Genomic DNA, 21,540 nt, shown 5'->3' on the forward strand with positions numbered 1-21,540 from the left:
ATTTTCATACTATTAAAGGGATTGTTAGATTCATTTTATCAAGCGCCCTCTCAAAAAAAAGGGGCTTAGTATGATAAATTATGCAGAGATTCTTTCACAGCTCATTGATGATGATGGTTTTGTCAGGTCGGAAAAAATAAGAGATTCACGACCTGCCGGTTTCATAGAAAGCTTTGCCGGAGATGTATTGCCAATTGGATATCTTCCCGCGCATGGCGGTGCTTATAATAGAAAAACATATTCGAGCCTATTCAAAAGCATTGGAACGCTTTATGGCGATGGAGACGGCAAGGCGACCTTTAATGTTCCTGACGTTAGAGGATTGGTTATCCGCGGATGGGATGCAGGTCGCGGTCTTGACCCAGATCGCATCCTTGGTTCGGAACAAGGTGATGCCATCCGAAATATAACTGGGGCTTATGGTGGAGATTCTTGGGGTTACATCGGCAACGGATCTGGTGCAATAACAACATCCTATAGAAACAGTGATGGAGGCGCTTATGCTAGCAGGGGTATTAGGCATGGTTTAACTTTCGATGCTTCTCGTGTCGTCCCTACGGCAGAAGAAAACCGCATGAAAAACATCGCCTTCACGACCTGCATCAAATACTAAAATCACAAAATTTTAAGGGTCTTGCCTCGCTTTTGAGGCGCTTTTTTTATGATTTTTCCGCTTTGCGAACAGTCGTGCAATGCTTTAATTGTTTACGTAGTATATATTTTGTCAACTCTCTATGGAAAGGTGACAAAATGGCAGCGACAGATTTCCTACATGGCGTAGAGGTCATTGAAATTGATGACGGCCCACGTCCTATTCGTACTGTTAATTCTGCGATTATTGGGATTGTGGGTACTGCGCCTGATGCCAATGAAGCCGAATTTCCTCTCAATAAGCCGGTTCTAATCGCTGGCTCACGGCTTAAAGCCTCTAAGCTTGATACAACAGGTCAGCGTAAGGGCACTTTGCCTAATGCACTAGATCTAATCTTTGATCAAATTGGAGCGGTAGTTGTTGCAGTGCGTGTCGAAGAAGGAAGTAGCGACGAAGAAATGGCTCGCGTCCTTGGCGGTGTAAATAAAGATGGTCAATATGAGGGACTTCATTCGCTTCTCGGCGCTCAATCTGCGCATGGCATTTCTCCTCGCATTCTGATCGCTCCCGGCTACACACATCAACGACCAGTTGGTGTGAATGAAATTGAACTTTCCAAAAACGGCTCAAATTACACACGTGCAGAAGTCACAATAGTTGGCGGTGGCGGTGTAGGAGCAAAGGCCGAGGCTGTTATTGTTGAAGGTAAGATTGAATCTATCATCGTAACGGCTCCCGGCGTAAATTATACCGGCATTCCTGAAATCAAGATTGAAGGTGATGGCAATGGTGCAGCCGCCATTGCGAAAGTTGGCGCTGCGGCAAATCCTATTGCCGCAGAAGCTGTTGGTATTTCTGAACGGCTACGTGCTGTGACGCTACTTGATGGGCCAAACACAACTGATGAAGCGGCTGTTCAATACGCTGGTGATTTTGGTTCAAAGCGTCTGTTTATGACTGACCCATTTGTAAAGGTGGCTCGCGGGCTTAATATTGTCAACGAGCCATCCAGTGCTGCGATTGCGGGTATGATTGCCAAAACCGATTATGAAAAAGGGTTCTGGTGGTCACCATCCAATCAGGTTATTAACGGTATTAGTGGTACTGCTCGTCCGATTGACTTTGCACTTGGCGATCGTTCTAGTCGGGCAAACCTGCTGAATGCTCAAAATATTGCGACAATTATCCGTGAAGACGGCTATCGCTTGTGGGGTAACCGCACTCTTTCGGATGATCCCAAATGGGCCTTCTTATCGGTAGTTCGCACCGCTGATATTATCAATGATTCCGTTCTACGTGCGCATAGATGGGCGGTAGACCGCAACATTACCAAAACCTATTTTGATGATGTATCAGAAAGCGTCAATGCTTACATGCGTGAACTAAAGGCGCTTGGGGCAATCCTTGGCGGCACTTGTTATCCTGATCCAGAATTAAACAGCCCTACCGCGATTGCAGACGGCAAGGTGTATTTCAACCTTGAATTTACACCGCCCTACCCTGCCGAGCATGTGATTTTCCGCTCTCGTTTAACAAATGATTATTTGGAGGAACTGGTCTAATGGCCCTTATTGCTCTCCCGCGTGTACTAAAAAACTTTAACTTCTACTTGGATGGTGATTCATATGCTGGACGAGCTGACAGCATCACCCTCCCTAATATTACATCTGTCGTGGAAAGCCATCGTGCGGGTGGCATGAACGGATCTGTTGAAATCGCATTAGGCCTTGAGGTTATGACGCTTCAAGTTGTTATTTCTGATTATGACCCGAAGTTGATTGCAAAATATAACGATCCTAATTTGCCAGTTACTTTACGCGGTTCATTCCAAGCGCAAGGTCAGAGAGCCGAGCCGATTGTTATAAATGCAAGGGGGCTCCACAAAGGGCTTGAATTTGGTCAATGGCAGGGCGGTACAAAGTCTACCGCAACACTCAATTACAGTCTTAATTATTTCCGCTATCGACAAAAAGATGTCGAATACGCAGAAATTGATTTGCTCAACATGGTGCAAAAAATTGGCGACGTAGATCAACTCGCTGATGACCGTGCAAATATTGGGTTGTAAAATGGATATTAAACAAAAACATAAAATCGACCTTATTGAGCCTATCGAATTTGAAGGCCAGCCTCACACCTTCATTGAAATTCGACGCATCAAGGCAAAAGATCTACGTGGATTAAGAGCCGATTCTGATGATATGGGCGAGACGCTTGAACTGATTGCAAAACTATCAGGGTGGCCTCCAGAAGGTGTAGATGAACTTGATCAAGCCGACATCGAGGCAATTGGTGAGGTTATTCAGGGTTTTACCAAGAAGCGCCGCCCATAGACTGGGATAGCGCTGCAAATCTTATGGCTGATCTGGCGACTATTTTCCACTGGTCGCTGTCTGAAATGCTAGAAATGGAACCGGCTGACTTAATTTTCTGGCGTGAAAAAGCCGCTGAACGCAATAAGGCGAAATGATATGGCACAGGCTGCAGAAGCAAAAGTTACGCTATCCTTAGAGGATAAGATAACCGCGCCGATCAAGCGCATCAAGGCACAGTTCTCCTCGATATCAAAGAGTTTTGGCGTTGACCGTATCGTTGCCTCAAGTAAAAAAGTAATGGCCAGCATTAAGGGTATTGGAGTAGGATTTGCAGAAAGTGCAAGGCGTCTTGGTATCTTTACTGGCCTACTCGGTATTGCGGGCGGTGGTGTCATTGCCGGGTTGATGTCTTTGTCAAAAAACACGGCGGAGATGGGAGCATCTCTTAATGATGCGTCTAAACAACTTGGTATTGGTGTTGTTAACTTACAGCTATGGCGTTTTGCCGCTGAACGTTCTGGCATGGAAACTGGCAAGTTTGATCAAGCCTTAGCAAGTCTTTCTAAAAAATCAGCCGAAGCGGCCAAGGGCAATAAGGCCAGTGCTGCAACGTTTAAGGAGTTGGGTATCTCCGTAAAAGACTCAAGCGGCAAACTGAAATCAAACAGCGTCTTGATGGAAGAGGTTGCGGCCAAGATGGGCAAGATCAAAGATCATGCCCAACGTCAGCGCCTAGCATCGTTACTTTTTGGCGGTGACGGCAAAGAGATGGCTGCTATGATGGCGGAGGGCATGGACCCAATAAAAGAAATGTTTAATGAAGCCAGAAAAGGTGGGTGGCTGATTGGAAAAAAAGTTGCCGAGGATAGTTCCAAGCTGATGGATAATCTAGGTGATTTACAAGATAGACTCAAAGGTATGCGTTCTTTTATTGGCGCAAAATTCATGCCTGTTTTTAATGATATTCTTATCGGAATGAAGGATTGGATTGATGCTAATCGCGAATGGATACAAACCAAAATTGGAGAGTGGATAAAAAAACTACGATCCTTTATAGCCGATCTCAAAGATCCTACATCTGATTTACGAAAAAGCATTGATGGCGTGATTGAGAGCGTCAAGGGCTGGCTAAAGTGGTTAGAACCTATCACTGGTAAGCTTGGCGGGTTCAAAATAGCGATTGGAGCCATTGCTCTATTTATTTTAGGCCCTTTAATTTCTGCTCTTACAGTGGCCGGAGTCGCAGTCATTGGATTTGGTGTGACTCTTATGTCTACACCAATCGGCTGGATCATTGCTGGTATTGCTGGTTTGATAGCAGTGGGTTACGCACTTTATAAAAATTGGGATAAGATTTGGGGTTATTTCAGCGATATGTTTGAGCGCGTTCGTTCCGCTTTTGATGAAGGAATCATCAAAGGCATTATGGCGTTGCTTTATGAATTCAATCCGCTGAAATTAATTGTAGATGCAATAGGCGGTATTTCAGAGTACCTCTTCGGTGTTGATCTGACCGAGCCAGCCGTATCAATGATTAAATCATTTTTTCAAGGCATCACAGACACCTTCACAGGAATTATTGATTTTTTTGCCAATATTGGTTCTCAAATTTGGGCTGCTATCACCAGTGGTGATAGTTTTTCAGATATAGGCATGAATATTATTAACATCCTTTGGGAAGGATTGAAAACAGGCTGGTCTGGAGTCTGGAATTGGTTTGTTGGGAAAATTAAAAGTTTAACCAATCTCATGCCGGATTGGCTTAAAAAGAAAATGGGCCTTGATTTTACGGTTGATGAAACAAGCAAATCCATCACAGAAACGGTTGAGAAATCAACTGCAGCAGTCAAAGATATAAAGTCCAACACTCCTATAAGTCCTGCGTCGCTGTCTCTTGCTGCGTCTCCACAAAATGAAAATCAAAATATTGATGCTGCGATGATGGAGGCGACACAGGTTGAGACACAAAAATTCGTTGTACCTGAACCTATAATTGCGCATCAACCAGCCAATATAGACGCCTCTGTGACAATTCAAAATCTCACTATTGAAACCAATGGCGATCCCGCTGAAATCAAACGCATTGTTAATGGTGTCATGAAGGATCACGCAGACCGTCAGCAACGCTCCATTACATCGGCATTGGTGGATTAAAGCCAATGTTAATGGGACTTGGGAAATTTCGTTTTAAAATTGATACGGCGGCGTTTGATACATATTCGCGCACTGATAACTATCCTTGGGTCGAACAAAAACGCCTTGGGCGTAAGCCGGCCATGCAATTACCAAACGAAGATTCAACAAAAATAGACTTGGATGGCACGATTTATCCTGACTGGCGTGGTGGCAAAAACCAACTTAAAGCCATGCGTGATATGGCAACAAAAAAACAGCCTTTAACACTCGTTGGCGGTGATGGGCATGTTTACGGTGAGTATGTAATACTTTCAATAACGGAAACTGGCACATTTTTAAAACCAAATGGCGATCCGCAAAAACAAACATTTAAACTCTCATTGCAAGAATATGGTCGTGATTTTTGGGGGGCAATCTAATGGCGGACCATTATTTAACCAAAGATGACGATATGGTGGATGAAATCTGCTGGCGCTATTACGATCAAGGGCAACAGGCGCTCGCTGTAGAGCAGGTTTATAAAGCTAACAATCGACTCGCTGATGTCGGTGAGAAGCTACCAGCCGGCATCATCATCATCTTGCCCGATTTACCACAGCCGCAATCAAGGCCTGTTGTCCGTATCTGGGGAACACATTAACATCCTAGAATAAGCTTAAAAGCATTCTTTTAAAAAGACTAATGAAGACCTGCCGCAGCCCAATTATCTGTATATTTAATAAAAAAATCTGCTGTAGCCCAATTATCTGTATATTTAATGGAAAAATTCGCCGTAGCCCAATTATCTGTATATTTCCACTTACCACAACTATTTGGTGTGCCATTCCCCATATAAACATATAAATCAACCATTCCGCCTTTTTTAGCATAAACCGTAAAATCTGCTCCTCCAGACTTCTTTACATAAACTTTTCCATAAAGCGGAATGCCCTTATAGGTACAGTCCTTCGATATTTTCCCCGCATGTGCGAAGGAAACAGTCAGTAACAACGCCAAGAACGATAAAAGTGTACGCATTTTATACCTCCTCTTTTTACCTATAAATTAAGAGACCTGAACACAGCATGAATAAGCATCACATATTTTAGCGAACAGTCGTGCAATGGCAATGCATAAGCTTTCCTCTATACTTCTAAATAGTTTTATCAATAGGACTATTTTTTATGATCCCCTTTTGCCTCATAATTTCTAATGGCATAGATGTCACACCACTAATATCAGAATATTTGCTCTCTATAACGATCAAAGATGAAGCTGATGACAAAAGTGATACCGTCGAAATTATCCTTGATGACCGCTCTCGTCTTATTGACAATGCCTTCTTAGAAATACCCTTAGTAGGTAGTATTGTTGAAGTAACAATGGGCTACCGCGAAGGCCGTTTTCGTTCAATGGGCGCATACTTCATCAATGATATTACGGTCAATTCGTCGCCACGAACCATAACAATAAACGGTAAAGCAGCGGCAATGAATACTTCCTATCGCACACCACGCTCACAATCCTATCATCAAATGACACTCGGGACAATCATTTCTACTATTGCCAATCGCCATGGCTATGAAGCGAAGTTAGAACCTTCTTTGGCCAATATCGTCATTCGTCACATTGATCAGCATAATGAAAGCGACATGGCCTTTACTACACGTCTTGCTGGTGAACATGACGCTGTAGCAAAACCTGTTGATGGCAAATTGGTATTGGCCAAAAAAGGTACTGGTAAATCAATCAGTGGTGAAGACCTACCTTATCTTCTTCTCAATGAATCCATGTGCAGCACTTGGAAGTTTCATTATACGGCACGCGATGAAGTGGGCGAAGCCAACGGATTACAAGCAACTGGTAATAACGACCAACAAGCAGCAGGAGAGCGTAACAACAAAATTAGTGGTTCAAACGTAGCCCCCCCAGCCCCACAAAAAAATGAAAATACTAAACAATCAACTGGTGGAGTTCGAGCGCAATATCACGATATACGAACCGGGCAGAAGCAAGAGGTCAAATCTGGTTCAGAGCCCTTTCATAACCTGCGATACAGCTACCACAATGCATCAGAGGCTTTAGCGGCAATCGCCAGTTATCGCAATCGATCGCTGCGTGGAACAGCCACTTTTGATTTTACCATAGGAGGAGACCCCTTTGTTATGGCAGAGGCGCGGATGACACAATTACCAATTTTCCGTCCCTATATTCCTCCACATTGGCGCATCAAAACCGCAACTCACACATTTAATAGCAGTGGATACACTACTGAATGTAACTGTGAACTTTTTGACGAGACACAAGAAGATGCAGCTAAAAATATCAAGAAAAGCAAACCATCAACTGATGACACCATAGATCCTAACGCCCCTCCACAAGCCGTGGAAGATGCAAATGAGGGTGAAGGTGTCATTCAATCAGACGATTAGGAGAAAAACAATGACACGTAAAATCAACGCAGAAGGCATCAAGCTGCTAAAGCAATGGGAAGGCTGTAAATTAACAGCTTATCGAGATTCCGCAGGAGTTTTGACCATAGGTTATGGACATACCAGTGCCGCAGGTGAACCAGCCGTTTATGCAGGCATGAAGATCACAGCAAAACAAGCAGAAGAAATGTTAAAGCAAGACCTCGGACAGTATGAAAAAACCGTCGAGGATGCGGTTAAAGTTCCGCTGACTGATAACCAGTTCGCTGCACTCGTTTCCTTTACCTATAATGTTGGCCCTGCAGCATTTCGTCGTTCTTCACTTTTGAAAAAGCTTAACAAAGGTAACTGTGATGCAATACCGGCTGAATTAGCAAAATGGAATAAAGCAGGCGGCAAGGTCTTAAAAGGGCTGTCCAACCGACGTGCCGCAGAGTCTTATCTTTGGGCTAAAGGTGAATTTGTTGCATCACGTGATGTTCAACCAGCACCAGTTCGTGACAATCCTTTCAAGAAACCAGCCGTGATTGGGCCTGTTATCGGTGCAGCATCTGGTTTGACAGGTTTTGCAACCGGTGCCGGTCCGTTTCAATGGGCACTTGCAGCCGTCATGGTTATCGGTGCTTTGACCGGAGCGTGGTACTTTATCCGCCGCATGATGGCAGAAAACGCATGATTAGCAAATTTAAAATTTATGCCATCGGAATATTGGTCTTTGCGGGAATTTACGCAACTGCTTTTTACAAAGGTTATGTGTCAGGTCAGGCTAAAGCAAAGATTGAAACATTAGAGGCGGTAATTGCTGCCAAAGAAATTCGTCAGGAGATCGAATATGAAATTGATAAGCTTGATCCTGTTGATGTCTGCGTTGCCCTTGGCGGGGTGCGCGACAAATGCAATGACCGGTTGCGCCGGATGGACCAGACCACCGAAGGTCAATGAACCGGTTCGCATCGTTAAGGTCGAGCCGGAATTATCAAAATGGATTGTGGCAACTGACCGTTATGGACAACAACAAAAATGCTGGAAAAAGTGATGCCTGAAAAAAACATCCCGCCTGAATGGCTCGTGACGATAGGAGCAATATTATCAACTGGTCTTGCCGGGGTGTTTGGTGCGCTGTTACGTCAGCTTGCAAATCCACGGAAGGGATGGTTTGAACGTGTCACAGAATGGATTGTTGGCGGCGGCATGGCGGTTTTTGCTTCACCAACCGTCGCAGAAATTATCTACCACCTTCTATTAAAATGGGATATGATTTCGCTGGATGCTGGATTGAGTCCGGCCAACATTGTTGGACTGGCCGGTTTCATTTGTGGCGCAGTTGGCGTTTCCGCGATGGAAGTATTTATTATTTGGCTTCGCAAGCGTTTAGGAATACCTTATCAAAGATAATCAACTCAATCCTTCTGGTCTTTTGATCAAGGCTGGATTGAAATTGTTTTCTTCACTCAATGCACAATTATTCATATAAGCGGCAACCACCAAGAATTCAGAAAGCCGACCTAAAAAACCGTCGTGTTGCCCATCCAGATAAAGGCAGGTGTCTTTATCGTTGGCTTGATTGTAAAACGTATTCCATGCCGCCATCAATGCAGGTAGCATAACGTTGTAAATATTTATCTCTCCCGATCCCATCAAAGACAGAAAACAGTTAGACATCTTACGACCAAATACCAAACCGCTTTCATAATCGCCGGTCCCTTGATGGTCCCATTGTAATTTGTAATTCACCTCTTTTTTATTCTTCATTTGTCTGTTGCTCCATACGCTTTACTATAAAATAAGATAGAACAAAAAGAGAACAAAAATCAAGCCACTATATTAAGAGATGGTTAACCAAGAATTCGCAAGATATAGAAAAGGCCACCATGCAGGTGGCCTGATCTACCGTTATCGTTTCAAGAGGTTTCTTATCAATTCCTGACCTTTTTCAGTGATGCGCACCTCTGACCATACACGGCGGCGTTTGGTGTCGTGATATTCGTTTTCTTGAATAAAAAAGTATCCTTCACGTTCGAAATAAGCGGTTGGCATATTATCTGTTTTCAATATTCCGTTGGACCTCAAGAAATTAAAAAATCGGGTACGGCCAACTCGTAATTGTCGGGCAAAGTCAGTAAAACCAACACTATTGATTGGTTGCAGTCGTTGGGTAATAACCTGTTCCAGCCGCTCGATGGATTCGTGGATTTTAGCGATTTCCAGCACGGTTTCCGACAGCATAGGTTGGAATATTGGCACATTATCCTGCTGAACCTGCTCCTCCAGTTCTTGCCAGCGATCGACGAGCCTTGCTGTAAATTCTGGCGAAAGCTGCGCAACGATGACGTAGCTATCACGCTTGCCAATCCGGTATTCTTTAGCGGAGCGACCGAGGTTATCACGGTATTCCCCCAGTGGGGGAAGAGCAATAACACCCCGTTCTGCAAGACGTTCAATGGATTGTTTTACTTTATCATGTCGTGAATTTACCAACTCGGCAATTTCACGACTGGACATAGTAAGTGTATCGCTCCCCACTTTTACAAGAGCTTGTTCATTCTTCTTTTGCCCTGATGCAGACTTTGGCTCAACGTCCTCTTCCTTCATCCAGACGGGTGGATAGGCCACGGCTTCGGGATTGTACTTATTTTCGGGCGTTAGACCCTGCCAGTTCATATAGGCGGCGGGTATTATAAATTTAGAGAGTTCGGAGAAGAAGCCGAAATACTGCCCCTCGAAGCACTGGTATTCGGTGCTCTGGCTCCGTTTACCTGCCTTCATCATTTTTGTTCCGCCTAGCCTTTCGAAGTGCATCATCATAGATGTGACAATGGGTGATAGGATATCGGTACTGGCCTCACACTCACCGGAACCGAAGAACTGCAGTAGTTTCTTTGCCATTTCACTTCCAGTTGAATGTCCGTAAAGTGACCCGCCGTTAAATGGCAGGTTCCACCACGGCGTTTCGCTCTTTGTGGTCAGCGATACGAAGGGAAGTTTGGATTCAAGGAAGGCGGTGTAGTCGCGACCTGTCCGATTGTCGTGATTAACGGTAAGGGGATGATTCTGTGTCTGTGCCATAGCGGCTCTCCTAGTATATTTTTGAGTTGTTGCCCCTTTTGAGAGGGCAGTCGGGTGCTCAAAACAGTTACTAGGTACTGCTCACAGCTTTCCCGTTGCCGGTTTTGTATAACTGTGAACACCCGACCATATGCCTGACAAAGCAGCGTAACTGCTCTGTAAAACTCATGATCTGGGTAAATCGCGCTTTCGTTGCGACTCCGCCTAGTAATTGGTGTTTTGAGCACCGTTAGGCACGATTGCCTCAAAATGGCGATTTGTCAAGTCTATAACATAAAAATTAAACGTTGACAAATTGTTAACTGTTGATTTTCAAAAAATAAAAACATAAAGGAAATTAGAATGAGAGGGGATGTGTGATGGTTTTTTGGGGGTGGATCATCCAAAGCGGTGTTTGGGTCACATTTTTGTGCCTTGTTGGTGGCTTTTTCATCTATTTAGCCAAAATATTTATTCCCAAGCACATTGAATATAAATTCACGGAAAAAGCAGATACTTTTAGATCACAACTGAAAAAAAATGAAACAGAGATAGATCAACTACGATCATTCCTTGTGTCATCACAACGTGAAATCAATCTCGCCTTACAAGCCAAACGAATGGCAGCAGCAGAAAGCCTATTAGTTGAACTTAAAATATTATCAAAATTTGATGTAGCTGTTGAGCTTATGAAAACGCTTACCACCAAGGAAATATTCGAAAAAATTAAAGATAATAATATTTTTTTTAAAAAATTATCTAAGTCATTAAATATTGAAGAAAATATTATATCTTTATCAAATCACGAAAAATCATATTATGATATATACCTAAGTGAAAAAACAATAATATACTATAATGCATATTTTCATATAAAAATTTATCCAGCAATGATCATAAAATTATTTAGTGAAAATATACCTGATAAAGCAAGCTTGATAAATCATAAAAGCCTGCAAAAAACAGTGATAGATTTGTTCCCACATGCAAAAGAAGGTTTTGAAAAATATGGTGATGGACACGCATTCTATTATTTGCCTACCATCTATAATAAATTAATTGAACAAATTCGTTTTGATATTTCTGGTAAGTATGATCATGATGATAATATGCAGTTCATGATGCAAACATGCATGGATATTAATGAGGTGCAAGCGTCTTTAAAAGAAAACTTCAAAGCAGCTGGTATATCGGATGAGACCATAGATAATGCGATCAAAACTATAAATAGCAATAAAAACATTTGAGGTTTGAATATGAAAAAACTGATTCTTTGTTCCGTTTTGGCCTTGCTATCTTATCCAGCCTTTGGGCACACAGGAAAAACTGACAATCAACTTGATTTTAATATGGTAGCAAGCTGCACAAAATAAACAGAAGGATATGGGAAAGGAGCCTATGACAGGCGCTTCCAACTTGAAATGAAATCAATAAAATCTTTTACGGAACTATGGCCTCGCCTTGCACATCAACAAAAGCAGCAATGTTATGAAACTACTCAAAAAGAGGGTGAGTTTTACATGATACTCGATGTATGTGCGCATGAGGCGCTTGGGATGCCAATCAAATAATTTATAGCATCCCAAGGTTTTAATCATCTTTTGCAATCAATGATTGAAGGTTTTTCACCCACTGCAAGAATTCAGCAGCATCTAGATCCTCGTTGACCGTGTGAGCATATCGGCAAGCATAGGGTTCTGGCAGTTCCTCGTGCCATGCCATATTGGGCTGGTGCAGCCAATCGCGTTTTTCAGTCGCCAGCATTCGCAGGTCAACCATTTTTACAAGCCGCTTCTGAATGTCAGTCATAGTAGCATCAAGACCGGCAGCTTCAAAAATGGCGCGATCGGCTTGATCAACGACACGGTTCAATTTTTCAGAGGAACCGTAGAGTTGTTTAATCAAGTTTTTGACTGGTGAGATTATGTCGCCAAAAATATACTCATGCCCGTCATGCAACAGGCCATAAAAGACCGTTGTCCATGGCACATCATGTTCAAGCCAAAGGGCTTTGGCAACATTGAGGCTATGCCGGGCAACGCTGATATTCTTAAGCGATGCTCCGGTATAACGATAGATCCGTGAAAGTTGAACGGCCATATCCTCGAAATCAATATGCTCTGGCTTGATATCATTGATCGGCATCATCATGCCGGACAAGCTTTGTTTATAAATGGGTTGATGATGCATCACGACCTCTCTGTTGACTATTTGTTGACAAAAAAGGCGCAATTCGAGCGTCGTTTGTCTCAAATTGCGCCTGCAGCAACGCAAAACCTGTTGCTGTAATTTGAATTTTGGCGGGCAACGACAAGCTGGAAAACACCAAAAACTGTGGCCAGCTCCCTTTGTAGGAAATGAGAGTGGTGAATGGATGATTTTAGTCTTGTTGATTTTTTGTTATAAAATTTTGTATCTCATCCTTGATGAAAAATCTCCGGCGATTCATCACTACAGGGGCTGGAAATTCTAAATTTGGCATATGCATCCAACGATAGAGCGTTCTATCAGAAATACCACCAAGCATCTGGCAGGCTTGAGTTGCGGTTACTAAAACTTTATCTTCTGTCATATCGACCTCTCTATAATTTCATGTTTACATTTTTATCATATGTTAACATTTTGTCAACTATTATTTTAAGACAAGTCCAGATTTTTTCTGCTACGGAACAAAATGTCACTGACGGATTGGGATGATTTGCGCCGTTGTGCTTGTTGGATTAGCGTTACTCAGCCCTTCTAAATGGGCTTGCCACACCGTTAACGCATGCTTCTTTTCGGCATAATAACCATGACGATTATAGACGCCGGCGACACCAGCCATAGCACCGGAAACGTGATTGAGTACGGACTCAACAATATGGGGGGCGATTCCCAAGCCAGCCATGCCCGTTGCAACAGTGCGACGGATATCATGAATTCTCCATGGCTCAAGTATTGAGCCATGATTTGATTCTTCCATTAAAACGCTCATGTGTTTTTCTAAGCGTTCTTTTGCATCTGAAAATCCAGCTAGTGCCGTTTTACCTGTCACAGTAAAAACATACTCACAATCCTTTACGGGATCTATGCGTTTCAGCAAGTCTACAACCTGTTGAGGCAGAGGTAAAATATGCGCTCTGCCATTTTTCGTGCGGGTTGCCGGGATGATCCATTCCGGTTGAGCATCACTTAACTTATGCAACTCTTTCCACGAACACGAGGCCGCTTCGTCGCGTCGCACACCTGTATATATCAAGAGCCTAAAGAATTCCCCCCAAGGCTTTTCCATTTTAAATGTTGCCTTTAACAAAACTGCCAATTCAACATCGGTTAATATGCGGTCACGCTTCACTTCTTTTGCTGCAGGCATGACGCCGTCACATGGGTTGTTCATTAAGCCTTTATAATCGCGTGCGCGTGCCCAATTAAAAAATTTACGTAAATGAGCCAAGGTTCGGTTTGCCATATAGGGAGCGCCCCTATTGACGATCCCATCAAGCAACGCAATGACATCACCACGTTCAATTTGCTCAACACGCCTATCACCCCATTTAGGCAACACTTCTCTTTTAAAAACTCGAATGATCTCGTGTCCGGATTTTTTTTGAGAAACATGGCGAATAGTGTAATCATCAAAAACATTTATGATTAAGTTTTTTGATGCTGTTTGTTTCTCCTTGGCTTTTTCAGCTTTAACCGAAACTTTTAAGGCGGCGGGGTCAATACCAACTGCTACCTTTTTCATGGCCTCTCGCGCAGCATCACGTGCATCAGACAATAAGACTGCCGACACAGGGCCAATAGTCAACTTCTTTGCTTTTCCCTCAAACTTGTAACGCACGACAAATGATTTCGCGCCCGATGGTTGAACAACCACCCATAAATTCGGCTCTGCATCACCAATTTCATAACGTTTCTCCGTTGGTTGGAGCGCATTGATAGAAATGGCAGTGAAGCGTTTTCTCATGATGTCAAACCTAAGTCAGCGGGGCAGGAAAGAAAATCAGCGGGTCGCATGGGGTAACCGCTGGGGTAACCCGACAATGATTCTACGCATAACTGAAAAAGTCAAGACACTTCGCAACAAAGACTTATAAGCTGTTGTTTTTAAAATAAAATAAATAAATTTCAAAAATGCCAATTCTTAACATTGCCGGTCAGCTATTTTTTCTCTTAATCAGCGGGTCGTAGGTTCGATCCCTACATCACCCACCAACAACCACTTGTTTTTATTACTGTTTTCAGAACAGAGAAATCTGTAGTCACTACAGTTAGACACTTTTTTAAAAGGGTTAGACACTTTTTGTTTTCCGTCTGTTCACTTCCTGCTCCAAGTCCACAACAACCGGAGCAAGCTTTTTCGATCTATTAGCTGAACGTGAATAATGCTGCGCTATACCTAACGTACAACTCCACCTTCCAACCCAAAAGTTATCATCCCTCCTCAAAATAGCATGTTTTAGAATACATGCTATTTCTAATTATTTATTCCCAGTCAGTGCCTTTGAGAAAAAATGAGGTTCTTGATAAGAGAATCTGCCTGTTTCATTAAAACAAATATGTCAAAAAACCTTGATGGCGAACCAACACCGTCAAGGTTTTTCTATTCATCCAAACTTTTTTATGACAACACAGCTCACTCTTAATTCTGGACAACGAACTAGTGGAAGAACTCGGCGATCAACGTTCCGAAGATAAATGTACCCGCATTAGCAACCAACGACACAAGAATAATTCTCCACCCTAGACTTTTGAGAATGGGCAAATCTTTGGCCAACGAAAGCCCCGCAAAGGCCAATACTGGTGTTACCAATGGCAACAAACCAACCTTTGACGATAATTCACCCACATAATGCGCAGTTGGTGAAAAAGGTGCATTGGCAAAAACAGCGACTAGCGACACCCAACATACAAGCGGTATATGCAGGAAACGAAAGATGCGATAAGCAGTATAACCGATAAGCACCAACACAGCCATCACAACAAAAGCTAATATCGTATCATAAGGGGATACGCCTGTCGCAATCCAGTTACCAAACATCGCGGTTAATCCAGATACCAGCAATGTGGTAAACATTGCCCAAAGTGGTGTATTTTCGGTAACCTCAATTGAATCAATTGCTTCTGCCAGCTCTTGTGATTCAGTATTTTTATAAACCGATTTTTTCGGGCTCAAGACCGGTTCCAATTTAGCATAAATCCAATTGGCCAATGGCAACGAGAGAAATAGGGTAAAGTATGTACCTATTGTCATTGTAATCAAATTAGCTGCAGCCGCAAAAGCGGCAATTTCTGTACCTTGTTCAGGGTGTTGTACAGTAATAGCAGCAACAGCAGCCGACATCATACTCCCAGAACCGACACCGGCACCCATAGCAAGTGACCACGGATGGAACCAACCAAGACTTGTCATTGTTCCGGCTAGAGCTGCAATAAACAATGCTCCAATTACCGTGCCAATCACATATTCGGCGAGAACACCACGCCCTTCAGGCGAACTCATACCATAGCGTTCAGAAATAATGGCAACACTGAACTCACGCCCAATTGAAAATGTTGCGCCAACAGCTTCCCTTTTGATACCAAGCAACAATGCCAGCGGTAAGGCAATAGCCATTGTACCAAACAGATGCCCTAATTCCTGAAATGCCAAAGCCCACCCCGCTGCATAAATTTGTGGTAAGGATTCACCAATAATAAAACCAAGCTTAACAACAAAAAACGAAATCGCCGCTTGTATGAACATTGATGCAGTCATCTGTGCTGATATAGAGCTTTCTTTTTGCCCATGCACATTTCTATGAATGAGACTGATGACACCACCAATCAGCAAAGCCCATACAATCGGAAATAATATAATATCTGTTAACCCCATAGGCACACTGACATTTCCAATAGTCTCCGCGACCAAAACGCAAAAAATCATAGCAAAATAGACAAAAGCCATAGATGGTATTGTTAGCAATTTCCTGCGTTGTTTTTTCTGAATGACTGACGTCATATCAATCTCCTCCCCTTTTTTATCTACAAACACCGGAAGGAATCCTCAGCCTTCCGGTATTTATACAGTCATATAATTTCTGCTGTTTATTCGTGCGCCATATAACCGAAAGATACCGCTGGATTTGCGGCAGTCTCTACCCATACGCTTTTGATCTGAGTATAAGATAAGAGGCATTCATAGCCACTCGAGCGGCCATAACCACTTTTTCCAAATCCACCAAAGGGCGACATGACATTTATGGTTTTGTAGCTATTAATCCAAAATGTTCCAGCACGCACCTGTGCGGCTACACGATGAGCACGAGCCACATTTTGTGTCCATACAGCACCGGCGAGGCCATAAGCATTATTATTAGCAAGGGCAACGGCCTCTTCCTCACAATCAAAAGGAGTGACGACCACAACCGGCCCAAAAACTTCTTCACGTGCAATCATCATTTCAGGTTTAACGTGATCAAGAATGGTAGGAGCATAGTAAAAGCCACCCGTTTCTTTGAGAGCATCTGGACAGCTACCACCGGTTACAAGCTCTGCCCCCTCTTTACGGCCTTCATTTACCATGTCGGCAATCTTGGTCCATTGACGCTGATTATTGATCGGACCAATCTGAGTTTTGTCATCATAAGGGTCGCCAATCGGAATATTTTTTGAACCAGCAGCATATTTTTCGATAAATTTTTCATGAATCGAACGGTGCACAAGCAACCTTGAGCCCGCGACACAACTTTGCCCTGCCCCACCAAAAATAGCAGCCTGCGCCCCCAGGATAGCCCGATCTATTTCAGCATCTTCAAATACAATATTTGCTGACTTTCCGCCTAATTCAAGAATTGAAGGAACAACATGTTTCGCAGCCGTCGAGGCAATCATTGCTCCAGCCTGTGCAGAACCAACAAATACTACCAGTGCAGCCTTACTATTTGTAATAGCAGCCTGTCCCGCTGTTGGGCCTTGACCAGCAACAACGTTAACTAGGCCTTTGGGTGCACCAGCCTGTTCGCACAAATATCCCAATATAAGTGTGCTAAGCGGCGTAAGTTCTGATGGTTTGATAACAACAGCATTCCCGGCACAAATGGCAGGCGCAATCTGCCAACCTGCTGTAAAAAGTGGCGCATTCCATGGGGTGATTTGGACAACAACACCAACCGGCTCACGGCGAGTATAATTCATATGACTAGTCGGAACAGGAATAACTCTGCCTTCAAGCTTATCAGCCCACCCTGCATAATATTCAAACATTTCAGCAACTTTTAATGCCTCTCCACGAATATCGCGGATCGGTCGACCTGCTGAGCGGCTTTCAATCTCTGCAATCAAATCGGAATATTGACGAATCTTTGTACCTATCTCATAGATAATGCGCCCACGTGCAGAAGCCGTCAATGCAGCCCACTTTTTTTGTGCTTTTTCTGCCGCACACATTGCTGCATCAACCAGACCTGAATCTGCATCGTTATAACGGGCAAAAATCTTTCCGTTGGCAGGATTGACAAGATTCACAATCTCACCTTTGCCTTCAACGATTGCACCGTCAACAAAGCTACCAATTACACGTGTCAAAAACACCCCATGCAAAAGTGTTTCTATCCTGTTGTTCAATATCTCATCAAAATGATAGTTTGCCATTTTCATCTCCCAGTATTTTTATTTAAACGCCCCCATCAAGGTAAAATCATCACTATCTCTGGCATCCGATTGCTCCCATAAAGTTGCAACTAATTGTGCCATTGGTAAACTTACTCCTTTAGCGCTGGCCAAAGCACGAAATAAACGTATATCCTTGCGCATTAGCGCCATAGTGAAACCACTATTGAAATGATCATTCATAATCCAAGTCGGAAAATGCACCTGCGAAATTGTCGAGCCACCAGATGCTGAATTAATCACATCTAGTGCAGCCTGTGCATCTATACCACCGGCGACTGCAAGCTTAAGCGCTTCACCTGTTGTTACAAGATGTGCAGCAGCCAAAAAATTATTAACCAGTTTGGCAACATTCCCCGCACCACTAGCCCCCACATGCAAGACCTTAGCTGAAAGCGCTTCAATAACTGAACTAGCAAGCGTAATATCTGCATCGTCTCCACCAATCATCATGGTTAGCTTGCCGCTTTCAGCCCCTGTCGGGCCTCCACTCACTGGTGCATCAATAAACCCATGTCCCATGTGCGCCAATTTTACTGCCAGTTTACGACTAACATCAGGTTCAGAGGTCGATGTATCTATAACAACCGTTTTGCCATGCGCCCTTCCGCCTAAATGCGACATATTTTCGTCAACAACACGCTCAACAATCTGAGCATTGGGTAACGAAAAAACCAAAAAATCAGATTGATCGAAAGCTTGTGAAGGCGCCTCACAAGGAATGGCCCCAAAATCCTGTGCCAAAATACGCCGCTCGGCAGAAAGGTCGAACCCTTTGACATTGAAACCCTGGCGCACCAGTGTTTTCGCCATACCAAGCCCCATACTGCCAAGTCCGATAACTCCAACGTTAGTTGAGTGTTCCTTATTCATTGTTTGAAATCCCATTGACCTAAATTAATATTTTTTAGTTAGTCTTGCGGATAGAAATAAAAGTGGGAAGATATATTTGTAGGAACATTGCGTTGCGTTTCAAGCAACAGCAAACCATCTGTGAACCTACCCCTGAAACATATCAGCAAAATTGGATCCACACCTGCAATTAAAACAATAGCTTTCAAGCCATTTCGGGCTCAATCAAAATTGCGTTGCGCTAACAAGCGTCTGAAAAGGCAAGATTATGGGCGTTGAACACGCTACAATAGTACTTAAATATTGTCTTCTGTTATAGAATGATAAATGGATGTCTTGAAAGCAACCATATGCGTGCCAAGAACATTAACCAATGTTTCTATAGAACGTGGCAATCTCTTATGTGTCTTTAAAAGAAGATGGGCGCTTGCCTTATAGAGCAACGTATCACACAACTCTGTTGCTACCAGTTGATCCATACGTTTATCACCAGAAATACAAAAGCGTGGTAGAAAGGTCACTCCAACATCATCATGAACAAATTGACGCAACAGATCAATAGAAGTAGTCTCAATCAAAGGCTGCAAAACAATCGATTGATCGGCAGCAACTCGTCCAAGCATTTGCCCTATACCATGGCTTTTTTCAAGTAAAGCATAAGGACTTTCAAGGCACTCATACAAACGCAGGCCCTTTTTACCGGCTAATGGATGCTGGGGCAGTGAAATCAAGCATAAAGGCTGCTGGGCAATTGCAAAAGAGCGAATCTTGCTATCCGTGATCGGATTATAAGCAATGCCTATATCAACCTCCCTATTTGAAACAGCTTCTATTACACGATCTGTCCCCCCTGTCGTGATATGAAAAGATATATCCTGCATATGATGGCGAAATGCTTTCAGACCATTACCCAGCAAATCACCAAGAAAGCCTTCCCCGCTGCAGATTGAAATCGACGTCTGGCCTATCCCTTTAAGATGCAGGAGTTTCTCGGCTAGAATTGCGTTATCATTCAGCATCTGACGGCCATGCTCAATAACCAAATCTCCTGCATTTGTGGTTATTACACCACGTGATGTCCGCTCGAAAATCGGCATCCCGATATTATATTCAATATCGGATATATGACGACTGATAACGGATGGAGCAACATTAAGGTTTTCTGCTGCTCTGCGGATAGACCCCGCCTCAACAACCGCCATCAATATGCGTAAGGGTTTGCCATCAATTGTTTCCATGCCATCAATATTATCTGTTGAGCGAGAAACGTCAATTATACTTTGTGATTGGAATTCACCTTACGGGCAAAAGGCTCTCAATTATTTCAAGCCATAACGTACTCCCAATAGGCAACAAGGCATCATTAAAATCATAATGTGGCGAATGAAGACCAGGATTGGCTCCCGCTTTTTTGGCTCCAAGCCAAAAATAGCAGCCCGGTCTTTCTTGCAACATAAAAGCGAAATCTTCTGCAGCCATACTGGGTTCACACTCTTCTATCATAAGTCCACTTTTACTAGCTGCCGCTATCTTGCGAATTTTTTGTGCGCATGCAGGTGTATTTATAGTTGCAGGATAACGCACCTCATGATGTATGTCAGCCTGACATCCCATTGCAACAGCCACAGACTGAGCAATATCTCGAATGCGCTTGTCAATTATTTCACCCGCTTGAGAAGAGAACCAGCGCGTTGTGCCACGGATTACAGCCGTTTCCGGAATAACATTCCATGCATCTCCCGCATGAATTTGTGTTGCCGAGACTACAGCCGACTGCAAAGGCGAAATATTGCGGCTTACAATAGTTTGCAAAGCTGTCACAATTTGACTTGCAGCAATAACCGGATCGACACCTTCATGTGACATCGCTCCATGAGCGCCTCGTCCTTTTACTATAATTTCAAATAAGCCCAAGGCCGCCATCATTTCCTGATCCCGCGCCACGCATTTTCCAACATCCAATGCCGGCCAATTATGCATACCATAAATCTCATCTATGATTACATCTCTAAACAGCCCGTCCTTTATCATCTCTTTGGCTCCAGCCTCATTTTCCTCCGCAGGCTGAAAAATAAAATGCAGCACTCCATCAAATTCCAACTGCCCTACAACCTTTGCCGCTGCAAGTGCTGTCGCCACATGTCCATCATGACCACAAGCATGCATAACTCCCTGTGTCTTTGATGCATGAGCTACTCCGGTTTCTTCTACAATTGGTAAAGCATCCATATCGGCACGGATAGCAATAGATCTATTGCTCGTACCCTTTGTAAGAGTGGCCACAAGACCCGTCTTGCCATAACCACTTCTGATCTGATACCCCCATTGTTGAAGTCGCCCTGCAATAAATTGTGAAGTCGCCCTTTCCTCATAAGCCAGTTCAGGATAGCTATGCAGGTACCTGCGCCATTGAACAGCCTCCTCTATATTCTCTGCAGTCAAAAGCTTATGCATAATAAAATCCCCTCACTCCTGTTCCAAACCTTCATAATGTAAATTAATTTGTCAATCTGGGTAGAAACAAAATTCCAAACAAATTGTTGCAAATTACGCAACA

The 21,540-nt window shown here is 43.4% G+C and carries 24 protein-coding genes; 13 read left to right on the forward strand and 11 right to left on the reverse strand.

Features of this window, described 5'->3' with window-relative positions; all coding sequences use genetic code 11:
• Positions 1-70 precede the first annotated feature (70 nt).
• From ACYZ97_RS06105 to ACYZ97_RS06140, 8 genes are all read left to right on the forward strand, one after another.
• Positions 71-613: a phage tail protein gene (locus tag ACYZ97_RS06105; RefSeq protein WP_473300573.1), complete on the forward strand. Its 543-nt coding sequence runs from the start codon at positions 71-73 to the stop codon at positions 611-613.
• A 137-nt stretch (positions 614-750) separates the two neighbouring features.
• Positions 751-2,154, forward strand: a complete 1,404-nt coding sequence (locus ACYZ97_RS06110) for a phage tail sheath C-terminal domain-containing protein (protein ID WP_473300574.1) — start codon at positions 751-753, stop codon at positions 2,152-2,154.
• A complete protein-coding gene (locus ACYZ97_RS06115) occupies positions 2,154-2,660 on the forward strand; it encodes a phage major tail tube protein (RefSeq protein ID WP_473300575.1) in 507 nt (168 codons plus the stop codon). Before ACYZ97_RS06110 ends, ACYZ97_RS06115 begins: the two co-directional genes overlap by 1 nt.
• Before the next feature lies 1 nt (position 2,661).
• On the forward strand, positions 2,662-2,925 hold the full coding sequence (locus tag ACYZ97_RS06120; protein WP_473300576.1) for a phage tail assembly protein: 264 nt from the start codon (positions 2,662-2,664) through the stop codon (positions 2,923-2,925).
• Between the two features lie 23 nt (positions 2,926-2,948).
• Entirely contained in the window at positions 2,949-3,062 is a 114-nt protein-coding gene (locus tag ACYZ97_RS06125) for a GpE family phage tail protein (RefSeq protein ID WP_473300577.1), read from the forward strand.
• Between the two features lies 1 nt (position 3,063).
• Positions 3,064-5,061 (forward strand): phage tail tape measure protein, encoded by a 1,998-nt coding sequence (locus ACYZ97_RS06130; RefSeq protein WP_473300578.1) that lies wholly within the window; start codon positions 3,064-3,066, stop codon positions 5,059-5,061.
• Positions 5,062-5,066: 5 nt separating this feature from the next.
• Positions 5,067-5,462, forward strand: coding sequence for a phage tail protein (locus ACYZ97_RS06135; RefSeq protein ID WP_473300579.1), 396 nt, complete (start codon positions 5,067-5,069; stop codon positions 5,460-5,462).
• The gene (locus tag ACYZ97_RS06140) at positions 5,462-5,683 is read left to right on the forward strand and encodes a tail protein X (protein WP_473300580.1); all 222 of its coding nucleotides are present in this window, start codon (positions 5,462-5,464) and stop codon (positions 5,681-5,683) included. The genes ACYZ97_RS06135 and ACYZ97_RS06140 overlap by 1 nt, the downstream gene beginning before the upstream one ends.
• 38 nt (positions 5,684-5,721) lie before the next feature.
• On the opposite strand, the gene ACYZ97_RS06145 is transcribed toward ACYZ97_RS06140, so the two are convergent.
• Positions 5,722-6,060, reverse strand: coding sequence for a 7(1) septoil knot domain-containing protein (locus ACYZ97_RS06145; RefSeq protein ID WP_473300581.1), 339 nt, complete (start codon positions 6,058-6,060; stop codon positions 5,722-5,724).
• Between the two features lie 146 nt (positions 6,061-6,206).
• Here ACYZ97_RS06145 and ACYZ97_RS06150 point away from each other — a divergent pair, with 146 nt between their 5' ends.
• The 4 genes from ACYZ97_RS06150 (at position 6,207) to ACYZ97_RS06165 (ending at position 8,849) form a co-directional block, all read left to right on the forward strand.
• A complete protein-coding gene (locus ACYZ97_RS06150; RefSeq protein WP_473300582.1) occupies positions 6,207-7,454 on the forward strand; it encodes a phage late control D family protein in 1,248 nt (415 codons plus the stop codon).
• 10 nt (positions 7,455-7,464) lie between these two features.
• Positions 7,465-8,130, forward strand: coding sequence for a lysozyme (locus tag ACYZ97_RS06155; RefSeq protein WP_473300583.1), 666 nt, complete (start codon positions 7,465-7,467; stop codon positions 8,128-8,130).
• The gene (locus tag ACYZ97_RS06160; RefSeq protein ID WP_473300584.1) at positions 8,127-8,396 is read left to right on the forward strand and encodes a hypothetical protein; all 270 of its coding nucleotides are present in this window, start codon (positions 8,127-8,129) and stop codon (positions 8,394-8,396) included. The genes ACYZ97_RS06155 and ACYZ97_RS06160 overlap by 4 nt, the downstream gene beginning before the upstream one ends.
• 78 nt (positions 8,397-8,474) lie before the next feature.
• Positions 8,475-8,849 (forward strand): hypothetical protein, encoded by a 375-nt coding sequence (locus tag ACYZ97_RS06165; protein ID WP_473297462.1) that lies wholly within the window; start codon positions 8,475-8,477, stop codon positions 8,847-8,849.
• Here the strand turns inward: ACYZ97_RS06165 and ACYZ97_RS06170 are convergent, their stop codons facing one another.
• Entirely contained in the window at positions 8,850-9,206 is a 357-nt protein-coding gene (locus tag ACYZ97_RS06170) for a hypothetical protein (RefSeq protein WP_473297463.1), read from the reverse strand. It lies immediately after the preceding gene.
• Between the two features lie 141 nt (positions 9,207-9,347).
• Positions 9,348-10,520, reverse strand: a complete 1,173-nt coding sequence (locus ACYZ97_RS06175) for a phage antirepressor KilAC domain-containing protein (RefSeq protein ID WP_473297464.1) — start codon at positions 10,518-10,520, stop codon at positions 9,348-9,350.
• Between the two features lie 359 nt (positions 10,521-10,879).
• Between ACYZ97_RS06175 and ACYZ97_RS06180 the strand changes: the two genes are divergently transcribed.
• Complete coding sequence (locus ACYZ97_RS06180; RefSeq protein WP_473297465.1) at positions 10,880-11,746, forward strand: hypothetical protein; 867 nt, start codon at positions 10,880-10,882, stop codon at positions 11,744-11,746.
• Positions 11,747-12,089: 343 nt separating this feature from the next.
• Here the strand turns inward: ACYZ97_RS06180 and ACYZ97_RS06185 are convergent, their stop codons facing one another.
• From ACYZ97_RS06185 to ACYZ97_RS06220, 8 genes are all read right to left on the reverse strand, one after another.
• Positions 12,090-12,689, reverse strand: coding sequence for an HD domain-containing protein (locus ACYZ97_RS06185; protein WP_473297466.1), 600 nt, complete (start codon positions 12,687-12,689; stop codon positions 12,090-12,092).
• A 190-nt stretch (positions 12,690-12,879) separates the two neighbouring features.
• Complete coding sequence (locus tag ACYZ97_RS06190) at positions 12,880-13,071, reverse strand: helix-turn-helix transcriptional regulator (protein ID WP_473297467.1); 192 nt, start codon at positions 13,069-13,071, stop codon at positions 12,880-12,882.
• Between the two features lie 105 nt (positions 13,072-13,176).
• Positions 13,177-14,448, reverse strand: a complete 1,272-nt coding sequence (locus tag ACYZ97_RS06195) for a tyrosine-type recombinase/integrase (protein WP_473297468.1) — start codon at positions 14,446-14,448, stop codon at positions 13,177-13,179.
• Positions 14,449-15,141: 693 nt separating this feature from the next.
• On the reverse strand, positions 15,142-16,482 hold the full coding sequence (locus ACYZ97_RS06200) for a DUF3100 domain-containing protein (RefSeq protein ID WP_473297469.1): 1,341 nt from the start codon (positions 16,480-16,482) through the stop codon (positions 15,142-15,144).
• A gap of 86 nt (positions 16,483-16,568) precedes the next feature.
• The gene (locus tag ACYZ97_RS06205; RefSeq protein ID WP_473297471.1) at positions 16,569-18,113 is read right to left on the reverse strand and encodes an aldehyde dehydrogenase family protein; all 1,545 of its coding nucleotides are present in this window, start codon (positions 18,111-18,113) and stop codon (positions 16,569-16,571) included.
• An 18-nt stretch (positions 18,114-18,131) separates the two neighbouring features.
• On the reverse strand, positions 18,132-19,004 hold the full coding sequence (locus tag ACYZ97_RS06210; RefSeq protein WP_473297472.1) for an NAD(P)-dependent oxidoreductase: 873 nt from the start codon (positions 19,002-19,004) through the stop codon (positions 18,132-18,134).
• A gap of 275 nt (positions 19,005-19,279) precedes the next feature.
• Complete coding sequence (locus ACYZ97_RS06215; protein WP_473297473.1) at positions 19,280-20,221, reverse strand: LysR family transcriptional regulator; 942 nt, start codon at positions 20,219-20,221, stop codon at positions 19,280-19,282.
• Between the two features lie 55 nt (positions 20,222-20,276).
• On the reverse strand, positions 20,277-21,437 hold the full coding sequence (locus ACYZ97_RS06220; RefSeq protein WP_473297474.1) for a M20 aminoacylase family protein: 1,161 nt from the start codon (positions 21,435-21,437) through the stop codon (positions 20,277-20,279).
• Positions 21,438-21,540 lie beyond the last annotated feature (103 nt).

It is taken from the genome of Bartonella sp. bp_1 (assembly GCF_055808085.1).